13 protein-coding genes and 1 pseudogene are annotated in these 14,421 nt (G+C 60.9%); 5 read left to right on the top strand and 9 right to left on the bottom strand.

The genetic code is table 11. The features are described from left to right. Positions 1–3: 3 nt before the first annotated feature. Positions 4–1,578, bottom strand: coding sequence for an ATPase RavA domain-containing protein (locus tag BN1133_RS10480; protein WP_050666480.1), 1,575 nt, complete (start codon positions 1,576–1,578; stop codon positions 4–6). 122 nt (positions 1,579–1,700) lie between these two features. Between BN1133_RS10480 and BN1133_RS10475 the strand changes: the two genes are divergently transcribed. Both BN1133_RS10475 and rimI read left to right on the top strand, forming a co-directional pair. Continuing rightward, positions 1,701–2,075: a DNA polymerase III subunit psi gene (locus BN1133_RS10475; RefSeq protein ID WP_050666479.1), complete on the top strand. Its 375-nt coding sequence runs from the start codon at positions 1,701–1,703 to the stop codon at positions 2,073–2,075. Next, complete coding sequence (gene rimI / locus BN1133_RS10470) at positions 2,068–2,517, top strand: ribosomal protein S18-alanine N-acetyltransferase (RefSeq protein WP_050666478.1); 450 nt, start codon at positions 2,068–2,070, stop codon at positions 2,515–2,517. Before BN1133_RS10475 ends, rimI begins: the two co-directional genes overlap by 8 nt. 3 nt (positions 2,518–2,520) lie before the next feature. Here the strand turns inward: rimI and BN1133_RS10465 are convergent, their stop codons facing one another. Continuing rightward, complete coding sequence (locus tag BN1133_RS10465; RefSeq protein WP_050666477.1) at positions 2,521–3,099, bottom strand: hypothetical protein; 579 nt, start codon at positions 3,097–3,099, stop codon at positions 2,521–2,523. A gap of 192 nt (positions 3,100–3,291) precedes the next feature. On the opposite strand from BN1133_RS10465, the gene BN1133_RS10460 reads away from it, so the two are divergent. Further along, positions 3,292–5,082 carry an AMP-dependent synthetase/ligase gene (locus tag BN1133_RS10460; protein ID WP_050666476.1) on the top strand — a complete coding sequence of 597 codons (1,791 nt, stop codon included), beginning with the start codon at positions 3,292–3,294 and terminating at the stop codon, positions 5,080–5,082. A gap of 78 nt (positions 5,083–5,160) precedes the next feature. Here the strand turns inward: BN1133_RS10460 and gshA are convergent, their stop codons facing one another. The 4 genes from gshA to BN1133_RS10440 are packed head-to-tail and all read right to left on the bottom strand — an operon-like array spanning position 5,161 to position 11,042. Continuing rightward, positions 5,161–6,759: a glutamate--cysteine ligase gene (gshA, locus tag BN1133_RS10455; RefSeq protein ID WP_050666475.1), complete on the bottom strand. Its 1,599-nt coding sequence runs from the start codon at positions 6,757–6,759 to the stop codon at positions 5,161–5,163. A 56-nt stretch (positions 6,760–6,815) separates the two neighbouring features. Continuing rightward, positions 6,816–9,629 carry a M16 family metallopeptidase gene (locus BN1133_RS10450; RefSeq protein ID WP_050666474.1) on the bottom strand — a complete coding sequence of 938 codons (2,814 nt, stop codon included), beginning with the start codon at positions 9,627–9,629 and terminating at the stop codon, positions 6,816–6,818. 17 nt (positions 9,630–9,646) lie between these two features. Continuing rightward, on the bottom strand, positions 9,647–10,096 hold the full coding sequence (locus tag BN1133_RS10445) for a YqaA family protein (RefSeq protein ID WP_050666473.1): 450 nt from the start codon (positions 10,094–10,096) through the stop codon (positions 9,647–9,649). Continuing rightward, the gene (locus tag BN1133_RS10440; RefSeq protein WP_050666472.1) at positions 10,089–11,042 is read right to left on the bottom strand and encodes an NADP-dependent oxidoreductase; all 954 of its coding nucleotides are present in this window, start codon (positions 11,040–11,042) and stop codon (positions 10,089–10,091) included. The genes BN1133_RS10445 and BN1133_RS10440 overlap by 8 nt, the downstream gene beginning before the upstream one ends. Positions 11,043–11,098: 56 nt before the next feature. On the opposite strand from BN1133_RS10440, the gene BN1133_RS20120 reads away from it, so the two are divergent. Together BN1133_RS20120 and fos are read left to right on the top strand one after the other, a co-directional pair. Continuing rightward, on the top strand, positions 11,099–11,266 hold the full coding sequence (locus BN1133_RS20120) for a hypothetical protein (protein WP_162491590.1): 168 nt from the start codon (positions 11,099–11,101) through the stop codon (positions 11,264–11,266). Between the two features lie 10 nt (positions 11,267–11,276). Further along, complete coding sequence (gene fos / locus BN1133_RS10435; RefSeq protein ID WP_050666471.1) at positions 11,277–11,675, top strand: fosfomycin resistance glutathione transferase; 399 nt, start codon at positions 11,277–11,279, stop codon at positions 11,673–11,675. Positions 11,676–11,720: 45 nt separating this feature from the next. Here fos and BN1133_RS20345 read toward each other — a convergent pair whose 3' ends face one another. From BN1133_RS20345 to BN1133_RS20335, 3 genes and pseudogenes are all read right to left on the bottom strand, one after another. Further along, positions 11,721–11,897, bottom strand: coding sequence for a hypothetical protein (locus BN1133_RS20345; protein ID WP_168929920.1), 177 nt, complete (start codon positions 11,895–11,897; stop codon positions 11,721–11,723). 1,163 nt (positions 11,898–13,060) lie between these two features. Beyond that, positions 13,061–13,482 (bottom strand): annotated as a pseudogene (locus BN1133_RS20570) (N-acetylmuramidase domain-containing protein). Between the two features lie 191 nt (positions 13,483–13,673). Beyond that, positions 13,674–14,421, bottom strand: a 748-nt coding sequence (locus BN1133_RS20335; protein WP_050666470.1) for a hypothetical protein, incomplete at its 5' end; no start/stop codon positions are given.

Genomic DNA, 14,421 nt, shown 5'->3' with positions numbered 1-14,421 from the left:
GAATCAACCTACCAGGTCTGTGACCCTGTCCTTCCAGGTGTCGAGCCGGGCCATGACCACCTCGGCATCACGCATCAGCACGAAGAAGCTGCTCTCGATCCGATCCAGCCACTCCTCCCCCAAGAATAGATGGGATTGCTGCTGCTCAAAGGTGAGCCGCTGGCGCCGGATATCCTGCAGCAGGGCCCGCTGCTCCGATGTGATAGCCGCCAGCCGCTCGCGCCAGGGGGCGCTGACCACCTCGGGCATCAGGGTGGGGTGCAGCAGGGCGACCGGGTTGCGCTGAGCGTCGATCACCTGCAGATGACGCTCCTCGTCGAGACAGAGCTCCAGTTGCCGCTCCCACTTGTGGCGCAGGCAACGACCCGCCACCGACTCGGCCCCCTCGCGCCAGTAGTCGAGCACCACCCGATCGAACTCCAGCTCGTCGCTCAGCTGATCCGGATGATCCGCCTCCAGGGGGGCAGGCCACAGCAGGCGCAGCACCACCTTCTCCTTGGGCCCGCGGTGCTCGCCGAAGTGAAGGGCCCAACCGGTCTCGCGGCCGAGCCAGTTGCGGGTGCGCCTGGCGGTGGGGGCGAGGCGCACGGCGATCTCCCCCTCCCACTGCAGCAGTTGATCCTGCAGGCTCTGCAGACGCTGGCTCAGGGAGAGTTGGTCAAAGCAGTGCAGGGTTGCCAACTCGCTCATGATGTCATGGAGTCCCTGGCGGGAGCTCTCGTCGTGCCAGAGGCAATCTTTGAGCAGCAGCAGATCGAGGGGACCCACCGCATCGCGCCCGTTGAAGAAGGCGCTCGCCTTGGCCAGGCGCACCGCCTTCTTCCAGCGGCGATCCGACACATAGCAGTGTGCCAGCCGGCTCTCGATGGCGTGGCGCAGCTGATAGATGAGCTCAAATACCGAGTCGGGCAACCGCACCAGCTCGATGCCCCCCTGCCAGGCCAGATACTCTTCACCGCGTACCGGCAGGGCCGCCGGCATCTTCACCTCGGCGCGCCCTTCGCTGCCGAGCAGGGCCCGGAAGTGGGACTTCTCCTGTACCCGATCCAGCCACAGGCGGATCAGCATGCGGTCGTAGAGGGCCTCGAGACCACTGTCGGTCGCCGGCAGCTCGTTGGAGGCGGTCACCAGCAGGCGCAACGGAATATCGTGCAGGGTGTCGCCGTTGCGGAACTGATGCTCGTTGATGGCCGTGAGCAGGGTATTGAGGATGGCCGGGCCCGCCTTCCAGATCTCGTCGAGGAAGACCACCTCGGCCTCGGGCAGATAACCCCGGGTGAGTCTGTGGTACTTCCCCTCCTCCTTGAGAGCCTGGATGGAGAGAGGACCAAACACCTCTTCGGGAGTGGAGAAACGGGTCATCAGGTATTCGAAGTGACGCGCATCGACGAAGGCCTGCTTGAGGCGCCGTGCGATGAGGCTCTTGGCGATCCCCGGGGGGCCGAGCAAAAAGACGCTCTCTCCCGAGAGGGCCGCCAGCAGACAGAGACGCAGCACATCCTGGCGTTCATAAAGCCCTTCTCCGAGGGCTGAAATAAGGTGGGCGATCCGCTCGCCCAGATTGCCTTGTGGCTGCATGAGAGGCTCCGTTCCAGAAATGTGCCATTCGCATGGCGCAGCAAAATAGTGCAGCAAAAGAGGTTCGAGTGTACTCTGCTCACGCCTTTCATTGCCAACCCAGATCAAAGCGACCGCTCTCTATGCCCGATCGTGCCCCCGCAGATCTTCGCGCCGCCCTGCTCAGCCGGATGGGGATCCCCAGCTGGCAGCTGCGCCATCCTCTCCCCGCCGACGCGACCGGGGAGCCTCATGCGGCAACCGAGCCTCAGGGCCTCTGGCTGGTGGCCGAGCGGCTACCCGCCCGCCCCCTGCTGGAGGATCTCTGCGCCCTGCTCGGCATCACCCCGGCCGAGGTGAGCCTGCACCCTCCCGGCCCGCTGCCGGCCGGTCAGCCGCGCTGGCTCTGGCTGACCCGGCCCGATCCGGCCAGGCCAGGCGCCCTGGTCTGCCCCCTCAATCCCACCGCCGCCGACAAGCGCGCCCTGTGGCAACAGATCCGCACACACCATGACTGAATTTCGCCCCCTGACCGAGGCCGACGTCGACCTCGTCTACCCCATTGAACAGGCCGCCCATCGCTGGCCCTGGAGCCAGGCCAACCTGCTCTCCTGCTTCGGCCCTCGCTACCTCAACGGCCTGATGCTGGTCGAGGGTGAGCCGGTCGGCTTCTTCATCTCGGATCTGGTGGCAGGCGACAGCTCACTGATGAACATCTGCGTCCATCCCGGGTGGCAGGGCAAGGGGCTGGGACGCGCCCTGCTGCAAGAGTACCTGACCCGTAGCAAGGACAAGGGGGCGCAGGCCTGGTTTCTCGAGGTGCGCGCCGGCAATGGACCGGCCATCGCCCTCTACGAGAGCGAGGGCTTCGCCGAGTATTGCCGACGGGAGGAGTACTATGGCACAGGCGCGGATCGCGAGGACGCCATCCTGATGTCGCGCCTGTTCGATCTGGGATGACCCTCAGCGAGTCGGCGTCGCGGCCAGCAACTTGCGGGTGTTGTCGATGGCCAGGGTCAGGCTGGCCGGTGAGAGGGGCATGAAGTTGCCCTTCATGTAGTCTTCCCGCGGTACCCATATTTGCTCGGCCTGCACCACCACCTTGAGGGGGAGCAGGGGCCCCTGGGGCGAGAGCTGCATAAACATGGCCGGATAAGAGGTAATTTCGGGCAACTGGGCGATCGCCTGCTGGCTGTTGTTGTTGGCGTCGGGGTTCAAAGAGATCTTGATGAAGGGGGCGATGGCCGCCTTCATCTCTGGGTTATCGAACAGCGCCTGATGCAGTTGCTTGCAATAGAAGCAGTGTCCCGGATTGCGCTCCACCAGATAGAGCAGGGGGATACCGCTTTGCTCCGATTCGGAGCGCGCCAGCAAGAAACCGGCGAATCCCTCCTGCCAGGCCTTGGGACTGGGTTTGTCGGGGGCCTTGACGGCGACATCCGGTGTCGATTGGCCCAGCCACCACCAGACCCCGGCTGTCCCGGCCCCGGCCAGTAACAGCACGCCACCCACCAGCCCCATCAGCACTCCCTTGCTTGCCATACCCGACTCCAGCTTATTGATTCCGTTCCTATTTAACCACTCTTTGGGGCTCATCCCAAGCCCCGGCGAAATGTGCAAAATGTGACCTTCGAAAACAGCGCACACTTGTAAGCTGTATTTTTAGTGTTTACACTCTAGCCCGCTGATTACGCCGCCTGAGGGCGTACAACTGTTACTGAGGAAATCTTTTTGATGCAGCAGCTTCATTTGGTTCGACTGATTCGCGAGCGCATTGCCCGGTTGGGTAACAAGGCGGCCCTGCGGACCCGTCAGGATGGCCAGTGGCGAGCCATCGGTTGGCGCACCCTGGGCCAGGCCATGGACTACTGTGCCCAGGCGCTGATCCGCGCCGGCCATCAGGAGAAAGAGATGGTGGGCATCTATGCCCGCAACATGCCGGAGTGGACCCAGGCCGACCTCGGTATCCTGGCCGCCCGCGGGGTGAGCGTCCCCATCTACCCCACCAGCACCCTGGAGCAGGCGCGTTACATAGTGCGTGACGCCGACATCCAGATCCTCTTCGTGGGGGAGCAGCCCCAGTTCGACCAGGCGCTGCAACTGATCGAGAGCGGTGACATTCGCCTGGTGATCGCCCTCGATGGCACCATCAATCTGCGCGGCTGCCAGCAGGCCTGCCACTTCCAGACCTTCCTCAGCAGCGGCAACCACCTTCCGAGCGAGCAGACCCTGCGAGAGCGCGAGCGTCGCTACGCCATGGACGATCTGCTCACCCTCATCTACACCTCGGGCACCACGGGCGAACCCAAGGGGGTGATGCTGGACTTTGCCAACATCGCCGCCTGCTTCCAGATGCACGACGGCCGCCTCGATCTGGGTGAGGAGGATGTCTCCCTGTGCATGCTGCCCCTCAGCCACGTCTTCGAGCGGGCCTGGAGCTACTATGTGCTCTACTGCGGCGCCGAGAACGTCTATATCCGCGACCCCCAGCAGGTGATGTCGGTCCTCGGCGAGGTCAAACCCACCGTCATGTGCTCGGTGCCGCGTCTCTACGAGAAGGCCTATGCCATGATCCAGGCCAAGGTGGCCGAGGCGCCGCCCCTGCGCCGCGCCCTGTTCGGTTGGGCCACCCGGGTCGGTACCCGGGTGGTGGAGCGTCGCCAGCAGGATAAACGGGTCTCGCCCCTGCTCTACGGCCAGCTCTGGCTCGCCGAGCGGCTGGTGTTTCGCAAGCTGCGCGCCCGCTTCGGTGGCCGCACCCGTTTCCTGCCGGTGGCCGGTGCCCGCCTCGCCGACGACGTTAACCTCTTCTTCCAGGCCATGGGGCTCAACCTCAAGTACGGCTACGGCATGACCGAGACCACGGCCACCGTCTGCTGCTACGAGGAGAGTCACTTCAAGCTGGGCTCTATCGGTACCCTGCTGCCGGGGATCGAGGTCAAGCTGGGTGAGAACAAGGAGCTGCTGGTGCGCTCGGCGACCGTGATGCGCGGCTACTACAAGAAGCCCCAGGCGACGGCCGAGGTGATGACCGACGATGGCTTCCTGCGCACCGGCGACGCCGGCGATATCGACGCCAAAGGGAACATCTACTTCACCGAGCGCCTCAAGGAGCTGATGAAGACCTCCAACGGCAAGTATGTGGCCCCCCAGGTGGTGGAAGGGACCCTCGGCAAGGATCGCTTCATCGAGCAGATCGCCATCGTGGCCGACGCCCGCCACTTCGTCTCGGCCCTGATCGTGCCCTGCTTCGAGTCGCTGGAGGAGTACGCCCGCTCCATCAACCTGCAGTACCAGTGCAAGACCGAGCTGCTGCGCCACTCCAAGGTGGTGGAGTTCTTCGAAGCCCGTATCGCGGAGCTGCAACAGGAGCTGGCCAAGTTCGAGCAGGTGAAGAAGTTCACCCTGCTACCGCGCGCCTTCTCCATGGAGTTGGGGGAGCTCACCCCCACCATGAAGCTGCGCCGTCGCATCATAGAGGCGACCTACAAGCAGGAGATCGACGCCATGTATGGGGTCGCCTGAGCCGGCACCCACAACAAGCGCCAAGAAAAAGCCCCGTCACTGTGACGGGGCTTTTTTCACTTATTCCCTGGGGCGCCCTCAGGCGACCGGCACCCCTTGGCCGAAGTAGTCGGCCAGGAAGTCATCGAAGCTCAGGCTGTCGCCGCGCTCAATCTCCCGCTGTTTTTGCAGGGAGTCGCGCGCCTCGGCGGTGAAGTACTCCTCATCCCAATACTCCAGAGGCGTGGTGAGCAACTGCTCCCGGTAACGGGCGGCCAGCTCGCGGCCGAGGCAGGCGTTGTCCTTGTTCTCGGACTTGAGCTCGCGCAGCAGGCGGGCCGACAGGGTCAGCTCGGGATCCTCGAGACGGGGACGCAAGGCCTCCAGGGTGGCGGCATAGCGGTTGCGGCGACCACAGCTGGCGTCGAGCAGGGTGGCCACCTTGGCCAGCTCGTCGAACAGGGACAGACCCCACTCCTTGAGGCTCTGCTCGCCACCGTCGGTCTCCAGCATCAGGCCGGGGCGACGCCCCTCCAACACGACCCTGGTCTGGTTGCGGCGGTTGCGGGCCATCTCCTCTTCCCCCAGCAAGGGGGACGGACGCAGCAGGCACCACACCAGGAAGAGATCGAAGAAGCGGATCTGGTCGGCCTCGATGCCGATGGGGCTGAAGGGGTTGACGTCCACGGTGCGCAGCTCGATGTAGTCGATACCGCGTCGGGCCAGGGCATCCGAGGGCTTCTCACCACTGCGCGGGGTGTTCTTGGGACGGATCGGGGCGTACAGCTCGTTCTCCAGCTGCAGCACGTTGTCGTTGAGCTGACGATACTCGCCATCCACCTTGACCCCCAGCCTGGAAAACTCGGGAGCATGGGTCTGGATGGCGCGGCGCAACGACGCCACATAGGCCGGCAGGCTGTCGTGGCTGATGTTGAGCCCGGCCTGGGCGCTGTTGGTATAGCCAAGATCCGACAGGCGCAGGGAGGTGGCATAGGGGAGGTAGAGGGTCCCCTCCCCCAGCTTCTCGAAGGGAAGGCGAGTCTCGCGCCCCTTGAGGAAGGAGGCGCAGATGGCCGGGGAGGCCCCAAACAGATAGGGTACCAGCCAACCGAAGCGGTAGACGTTGCGAATAAGCCCCATGTACTTTTCAGAGATGAAACGCTGGCTGCAACACTCCTTGCAGGCGAGGGCCTGCCACTCGCACCAGAAACTCTCGGGCATGGAGAAGTTGAAGTGCACCCCGGCGATCACCTGCATCAGGCTGCCGTAGCGCAGCTTGAGACCACGTCGATAGAGGTTCTTCATCCGACCGATGTTGGAGCTGCCATATTCGGCCAGACGGATGCTCTCCTCGCCACCGACGAAGCAGGGCATGGAGAGGGGCCAGAGGCGCTCGTCACCCATCTGATGCATCGCGGTGCGATGGACGTCTCCGAGCTGCTCGAGCAGGGTATCGATAGAGTCAGTCGCCGGGGTAATGAACTCCAGCAGCGGCTCGGCATAGTCAGTGGTGATGTTGGCGTGGGTCAGTGCCGATCCCAGGGCTCGCGGGTGATCCTGCTGCGACAGTTCGCCGGTCGGGGTGATACGCAGGGTCTCGCGCTCGATGCCACGACGCATCCCCTTGAGAGCAGGCAGGCGTTCCGGTGTCCCCAGGGCGGCCAGCAGCTCGTCGAGGGTGAGGGTCTGTGTTGTCATAATCACGGCTCACTCCAGGCTCCCCCGAAGGGGAGCCGGTGGTTGTTGTGGCTGCCTTAAGGTGCGGGCAGCGGATAAATGGGAAGATGTAGCTCCTGCAGCGGTTTTTCAAGCTCCTTGCGATCGCCGACCACCACGATCACCATCTGTCCCGGATCCAGCCAGCGCTCGGCCAGGGCCTTGAGGGCTTGCGGCTTGATGCTCTTGATGATCTCCCCCTGGCGGGCCACAAAATCAGGTCCCAGTTGATACATGATCATCTGCAGCAGGAAGCCGGCCTTCTGATCCAGGGTCTCGTAGGAGAGGGCATCCTGCTGGGTCACGGCGCTGCGCAAGTAATCCATCTCTTTCGCGCTCGGCCCCTCCTTGCGGTACTTGTCGAGCTCCAGCAGCACCTGACGGATGGCATCGACGGTGGCGTCGGCCCGCACGTCGGCACCGACGGCGAAGACACCGGCGTCGCGGTTGGCGGAGAAGCCCGAGCTGGCCCCGTAGGTATAGCCCTTCTCCTCGCGCAGCTTGAGGTTGATGCGGCTGTTGAAGTTGCCCCCCAGGTTGAAGTTCATCAGACCGGCCTCGAAGTACTCACCGGTGGCGTCGTAGGGCAGCGCCCGGCGACCGATGCGGATCACCGACTGGGGGGCCCCCGGCTTGTCGACCAGATAGATGCCGGGCTTGGCCTGGGGCTCGGTCGGCTTGAGGTTACCCAGCTCGGGGGCCTTGCCCTGCCAGCGAGTGAGGAACGTGAGCCCCTGCTCGATGGTGGCCTGGTCCACGTCGCCAGCCACCACGATGCGGGCATTGGCCGGGTTGTAGTAGCGCTGCCAGAAGGCCTTCACATCCGCCAGGGTCAACTTCTCGACATCCTTGAGGGTGCCGTCAGAGGGCTGACCGAGGCGGGTCTGCTGGCCGTAGAGCAGCTCGCGGAAAGCTTGGCCCGCCATCCAGGCCGGTTGCTGCTGGCTCTGCTGCATCCCCTGCAGGATCTGGTTCTTGGTGCGCTCGAAGTCAGCCTCACGCAAACCGGGCTGGAACAGGAGCTCCTGCACCAGCGCCAGGGTCTCGGGCAACTTGTCGGTCAGGCTGCTGATGGTGATGAGGTTATTGTACTGGGCACTGGAGAAGCTGATACCGGAGCCGAGTTTTTGCAGCTCGTCGCTGAGCTGAGCCTCGCTCAGGCGCTCACTCCCCTGCCCCAGCATGGCCGCAGTCAGGTTGGCGATGCCGAGTTGATCCTTGCCTTCTGCACGGATCCCGCCGGGCAGGGCGATGGTGATGGAGACGGCCGGGATCTCGTCACTCCTGGTGCCGATGATCTCGATCCCCTTGTCGAGCTTGCCGTGCCAGGTGGTCGGCACCGTCACACTGATCGCCGGGCCAGCCTTGGGCTGCACGCTGCGATCGAAGTCATCTTTGACGGTGCGCACCGGCAACGCCTGCCCGTGCTTGCTGTAGTCGGGCAGCGCACGCTCGGCCGGCGTGAAGTTGGGCTTGGCCGCCTGCCAATCCCGCTTGCCCTTGGGCACCACGCTCAACACCACGGACGGCTTGTTCAGTATGTACTGGTCATAGGCGGCCTTGACCTGGGCCGGAGTCACCTTGCCGATGGCATCCAGGCTCTTGAAGAGGTAGTTGGGGTCTTGCATGAAGACCTGGCCCATGGCGAGCTGGCTCACCTTGCCCTCGACACTGTCCAGGCCCCAGATGGTCGAGGCCCGGTACTTGTTGATCGCCTTCTCGAGATCATCTGGCTGCACACCACGCCGGGCAAACTGGCCGATCACCTTGTCCACCTCGGCCTTGAGGCTCTTGAGGCTGCCATCGACCGCCGGGTTGGGGTAGGCATAGACGGTGAGGGTACAGGCGAGCTCCTCACAGTAGTGGGAGGCACCCACGTCGACCGCCTTGCCCGTCTTGACCAGGGCCTGATAGAGCATGGAGCTCGCCGAGCCCCCCAGCACGTCGGCAAACATGTCGAGGGCCGGCTCTTGCGGATCCCCAAGGGCGACGGTCGGGTAACTGATATAGAGCAGCGGCAGGTGCACCTTGTCTTCCAGGGTGACGTAACGGGTCTCTGGCAGGGTCACCGGCTCGGGGGTCGGCTCGGCCACCTCGGGTCCACGGGGGATCGGGCCGAAGTATTGCTCAATCCAGGCCAGGGCCTGCTTGGGCTCGAAGTCGCCGCCCAGGGTCAGGGTGGCGTTGTTGGGACCATACCAGCGCAGGAAGAACTGCTTCAAGTCATCCACACCGACCCGGTCGAGATCCTCCACATAGCCGATAGGCTGCCAGGAGTAGGGATGGGTGCGCGGATAGAGCGCCTCACCCACCCGCTCTCCCACCAGGCCGTAAGGCTGGTTGTCGATACGCTGGGCCCGTTCGTTCTTGACCGTGGCACGCTGAATTTCGAACTTCTTCTGGCTCACCGCCTCGAGCAGGAAGCCCATACGGTCGGCTTCGAGCCAGAGCACCTTCTCCAGCTGGTTGGCCGGCACGGTTTCGTAGTAGTTGGTGCGATCCCGGTTGGTGGTCCCGTTCATGGTGCCACCGGCCTCGTTGATGATGCGCATATGTTCCTGATCGCCCACGTTTTTCGATCCCTGGAACATCATGTGTTCGAAGAAGTGGGCGAAACCGGACTTGCCCACCACCTCGCGGGAAGAGCCCACGTGGTAGGTGACATCGAGATGGACCAGAGGGTCAGACTTGTCCGGTGCCAGGATCACGGTCAGACCGTTGTCGAGGCGATACATCTGATAGGGAATGGCGAGCTTGCCGGGCTCTTTATGCTGTTCGGCCACCAGGGTCGGGGCCGCCAGCACCGAGGAGGAGAGCAGGGCGAGCACAAGAAGAGAGAGTGGATGCTTCACGAATACCTCGCGTTGAGTCAGAAGAACTGGCCGGCCAGCAGGGCGACCGTTCCATAACGGGCCAGTTTGCCCAGGGCGATCAGCAGGCAGGCGCGCAGTGGCGCCATCTTTAGCCAACCCGCCAGCAGGCAGAGGCCATCCCCGACGATCGGGGCCCAGGCCAGTAGCAGGGCCCAGTGGCCATGTAGTTGGAGCCACGAAAGGGCAGTTTGTTCCCCACGGCCAGTGAAATCCTCGGGAGCCTTGTGACGCCGGGCCCACCAACCGAGGGCAAAGGTGGTCATGGAGCCCAGGGTATTGCCCAGGGTCGCCCACCCGAGCAGGCTGGAGAGGCTCCACTGCTGCTGGGCCACCATGGCGCCCAGCAACACCTCTGAGCCACCGGGCAGCAGGGTGGCCGAGACGAAGGCGCTGACAAACAGCGCCGTCAGGCCATGAGCACCCAGCCAAAGCGCCAGATCAGGCATGGCCATCCATGCGCAGCAGCAACTTGCCGCGGGTGTGACCGCCTTCGATGGCCTGATGGGCCAGGGCCCCTTCGGCCAGAGGGAAGATATGGGCGAGCTGGAGATGGGCCTCACCCATCTCGAGCAGCATCACCATCTGGGCGAGCTGTTTGCTGTCCGGGTGGACCAGCATGCCGCGCACCTCGACGCCACCTTCGCTCCCGGCCGCCTTGATCGCCTCGGCCGTGATGGTGGGGACAGTGACCAGCCGGCCACCGGCCTTGACACAGGCGAGCGCCCGCTGGCCGCTCTCGCCCCCCACCAGATCCAGCACCAGATCGACCTCGCCCACCCGGGCAGGCCAATCGGGGTCGTGATAATCGAAGGCGGCACGCGCCCCCAGCCCCAACACGAAGCCATGGTTATCCGGGCTGGCCAGGGCCACCACCTCGGCGCCCCAGGCGCGCGCCCACTGCAGTGCCAGATGGCCCACACCACCGGCGGCGGCCAGAATCAACACCCGCTGCCCCTTTTGCAGCTCACCGTGCTCGAAGAGCCCTTGCCAGGCGGTGAGCCCGGCCAGAGGCAGGCCGGCCCCCTGATCCAGCGGCAGTGTGGTCAGGCGGGCCAACTCATCCACCTGCGCCACCACAGACTCGCCATAGCCACCACCGGCGAGGGGGAAACCCACCATGCCACACACCCTGTCGCCCACGGCAAGTGTGGTCACGCCGGGACCCAGTGCCTCGACCACACCGGCCACGTCATAACCCGGAGTCCAGGGAAGCTTGTCCCGATTTTGGGCTGCCGCCCAGCCGAGGCCGGCACGCGTCTTGGCATCGATGGGATTTACGCCGGCATAGTGCACCCGCACCCGCACCTGCCCCTCACCGGGGACGGCCTCGGGCACACTGGCCAGCCTGAGAACAGAAGGATCGCCGAAGGCGGTGATTTGCAGCTGATTCATTGTTACAGTCCATTAGGTATGCAACGAAGAGGCCACAGCATAACAGTGAGGACGTGATGGCTCGAATGTTTCTTATTCCCCTGCTGCTGGCCATTGGCTGGTATCTCTTCCTGCTCTGGTTTCGCATTCCCCTCAAACAGGGACTCAAGGGGTTTTACTGGATCATTGGACTGGGCTCGCTGATGGCCGGATTCTTCAGCCTGATGATCTGGCTCACCCATTAGGAACTGGGGCATGCTGACCGGTCTTAATCATCTGACCCTGGCTAGCGGCGATCTCGAGCGCAGCCTCACCTTCTATCGTGATCTGCTGGGCTTTCACCCCCATGTACGCTGGGGCGGCGGAGCCTACCTAAGTCTGGGAACACTCTGGCTCTGCCTCTCATGCGACACGCCAGCCCCGGCCCGGGATTACACCCATGTAGCCCTCTCCATCGATCCCGAGCACTTCGCCACCTTCTGTGAGCGGCTGCGCGCCGCCGCTGTGGTGGAGTGGAAACAGAACAGCAGCGAGGGTGACTCGATTTACCTGCTCGATCCGGACGGCCACCGCCTGGAGATCCACGCCGGCGATCTGGCCAGCCGCCTCAGCGCCCTTCGCCAGGTACCCTATGCCGGTCTGGAGTGGCTGTGAGAGCCAAAAAGGAACGGGGCCAAAGGCCCCGCTATCGCGTGTGACTCAGACTGCCTGCGCCAGATGTTGGCGGTAGCGGCTTCGCCACTTCTCTTTTTCCTCTTTGTTGCCTTGCTCGGCCCAGAACGCCTCAATATCCCGCGCCAGATCGGCCGCCATGGCATGATCCCCGTCGCGTCGGCTCAGCAGATAATCCCCCAGCCAAGACTGATACTGTTCCATCTATGCCTCCCTGTCAGTTCGTTCCATTCTCCCGTGATGACCATTCAGGTCAATATTTAGCCTGACCACTCTACACTTTATTGGCTCATATGACCACCAGTTATCACATCATGGTCACCAATTCGATTTCAAAAAACAGATATCAAGAAGGGCCGGAGATCCACTCCAGTTAATAATAGAGACTCTCTTTGTAACTGCTTGACTCAACCCAACACCATGGCTAAAAACAAGACGACCGCTATTGAAATAATAAGCCATCCTTTAAACTCTAAATATCAACCAGATCTGACTGAGCGAGACAAAAAATGACATGGCGACCGCTCTCCATTCGTTCGAAAAAACCAAAAGACCATACATCATCACCCACAGAAAAAAAATAAAACACACTACTTGGCTACGAGCCTATATCCACCCCGATAAATACTTTTCCGATCAGTAAAAAGAGGCCAGTTTTGGAATGCTTTCCAGTGATTGCTGGATCTATACAGATTACCCCATCCCTGCCGAGTTGTGTGCGTCAAGTCCCTGTCAGGGTACGGTTACAAATGATGGGTGTCACAGAGCTCCCATTGTGGGTGACCCAGAATTTCTCAGCATTTTCCCGCAGAGCGCTACGCCCCTATCAAAATGGTGGGTGTCCCAGAATTTCAGAATTTGCACCAGAATTTGTTCAGCTCTCAAAAATAGATTCATTAATCTGCACCAAAAACAACATTAAAGACATTATTGTTTAGGATAACATCCCAATGCATCTTCTTTATCACATTGTAGTAAGGGGATAAGATCCACAAGTTTGTTTGTAATTTTTTTTCTGCAAGGGATGTTATATTCTTTTTCGGATATAGTCACTATTACACCTGATATCTCTTCATTACCTTCATAGTTACTAAAAAATAGAATACTTGTATTTCCCTTTACTGAAAGAAACCTTTCCATATTCAGTCTGGTATCTATAGTAATAATTATGACTGAACCCACTAAATCCATATCCCGATGAATGATAAGAAAGCTCAGTCTTATCACCTTTTGAGAATTCATAACTCAATATATTTCCATCAACAAATAACTTAACGTCACCTTTATCAGTCTCACAAGAAAAATACACGTTTTCGCTGCTATGCGAAGAAGATGAAATTAAATAAAGCAACATAAAAATATAAATATTAGAGCGCGTTGTAATTATCCTTCATTCGTTTATCATACCCTTTCTGACTAGGACCATTGTACACTAGTGCAAATGCTAACCAATCCTTTGCTCGAATAGCTTTGAGCAATCTATCATCAGCCTTTATAAAATTAATAAAAGCTTTAAGGTGGTTTTTTCTGAAACACTGAGCGAACTAACGAATTCATGTACATCTTTATATCCGGCACTCAAGTGGTTGGAACCTAATATCTGGAACTTCCCCCAAGATGCTGCTTTTAGTGCAGCATTCTTATCCAATGAGTAGGCCAGCATAAGCTTCCTATACTGAACTTTATAGGCCCCATATCCGCCCCTCACAGGGTTAGATATTTCAGGGTGAGACTTATCATATTTCCCACTCGTCATATTACTAAATTTATGCCTTTCAAATAAAAAAATTTAAGGACACCCACCATTCTGGTAAAAGCACACGCAGCCTCACGCCCTCCAAGGTTGTTTGAGTTAATCACGCTGGGAACAATCAAGAACGCCGACTGAAGTCAGCCAATTTCTCATAACCTGCAGACTCGCACCAAACTAGTGGCCTGGTGGCCCTGATCACTATGTATCAACACCTTATCGAAGAGCGTTCAATGAGGTTGATGACACCGTCGCTGACCGCAGTGGTGGGCGTAACGCTCTCGCGCCGCACCGTGGCCGATGGCCCGAATGCCGCTTCGTTTGAACAGCTTCACCTGCTTGAGCCAGTCGTCACCGTCGAGTTGCAACCGTTGCAGGATGGGAGAAAGCACCTCGGGAATATGGCCCCGCTTGTCATCGCGGATGGCACGGCCAGTCCAGTCAACCAGCGCCAGATAGTCGCTGAAGGTGTAGGGGAGTGACTCGAGTTTACCCTTCTGAGCGAAAGGGAGCAGCAAGGGTGGCAACTCGGTGGTTTGGGCCCTTCCCAGGCGCTGGCTGATGCTGGTGTAGTCGCTCTCCTCGGGTCGGTCGGCGAGTTTGGCGCGAATGGGGTTTAGCTCCACATAGGTCATGCAGGCGAGCAGTGCCGACTCCGTCAGCAGGGCCTGGCTCTTGAAGCGCCCCTCCCAGAAGTGACCCTTGCAGCTATCTTCCTGATTAGCTTGGCGAGCCAACCCTTCGTTGAGCAGGCGCACGAACCAGCTGATGGAGTAGAGCCGCCCACGCCACTCCTCTATCAGCCCCTGCACTACCGCGAGCTCAGGCTCAATCAGGGCATCCCCCTGATACCAGCGGCGTACCAGTAGCGGCCACTGGAACAGCCCGGCCCACCGCTCGGCCACCTCCCGCTCGCTCCAGCCCTGGGCCTGCTCGGCATCTACTTTCAGCACCAGATGATAGTGGTTGCTCATCACC

Origin of the sequence: Aeromonas schubertii, from assembly GCF_000820105.1 — a bacterium.
Taxonomy (GTDB): Bacteria; Pseudomonadota; Gammaproteobacteria; order Enterobacterales; family Aeromonadaceae; genus Aeromonas; species Aeromonas schubertii.
The sequence above is the reverse complement of the archived record's forward strand: the minus strand, read 5'-3'. Positions and strand labels throughout refer to the sequence as shown.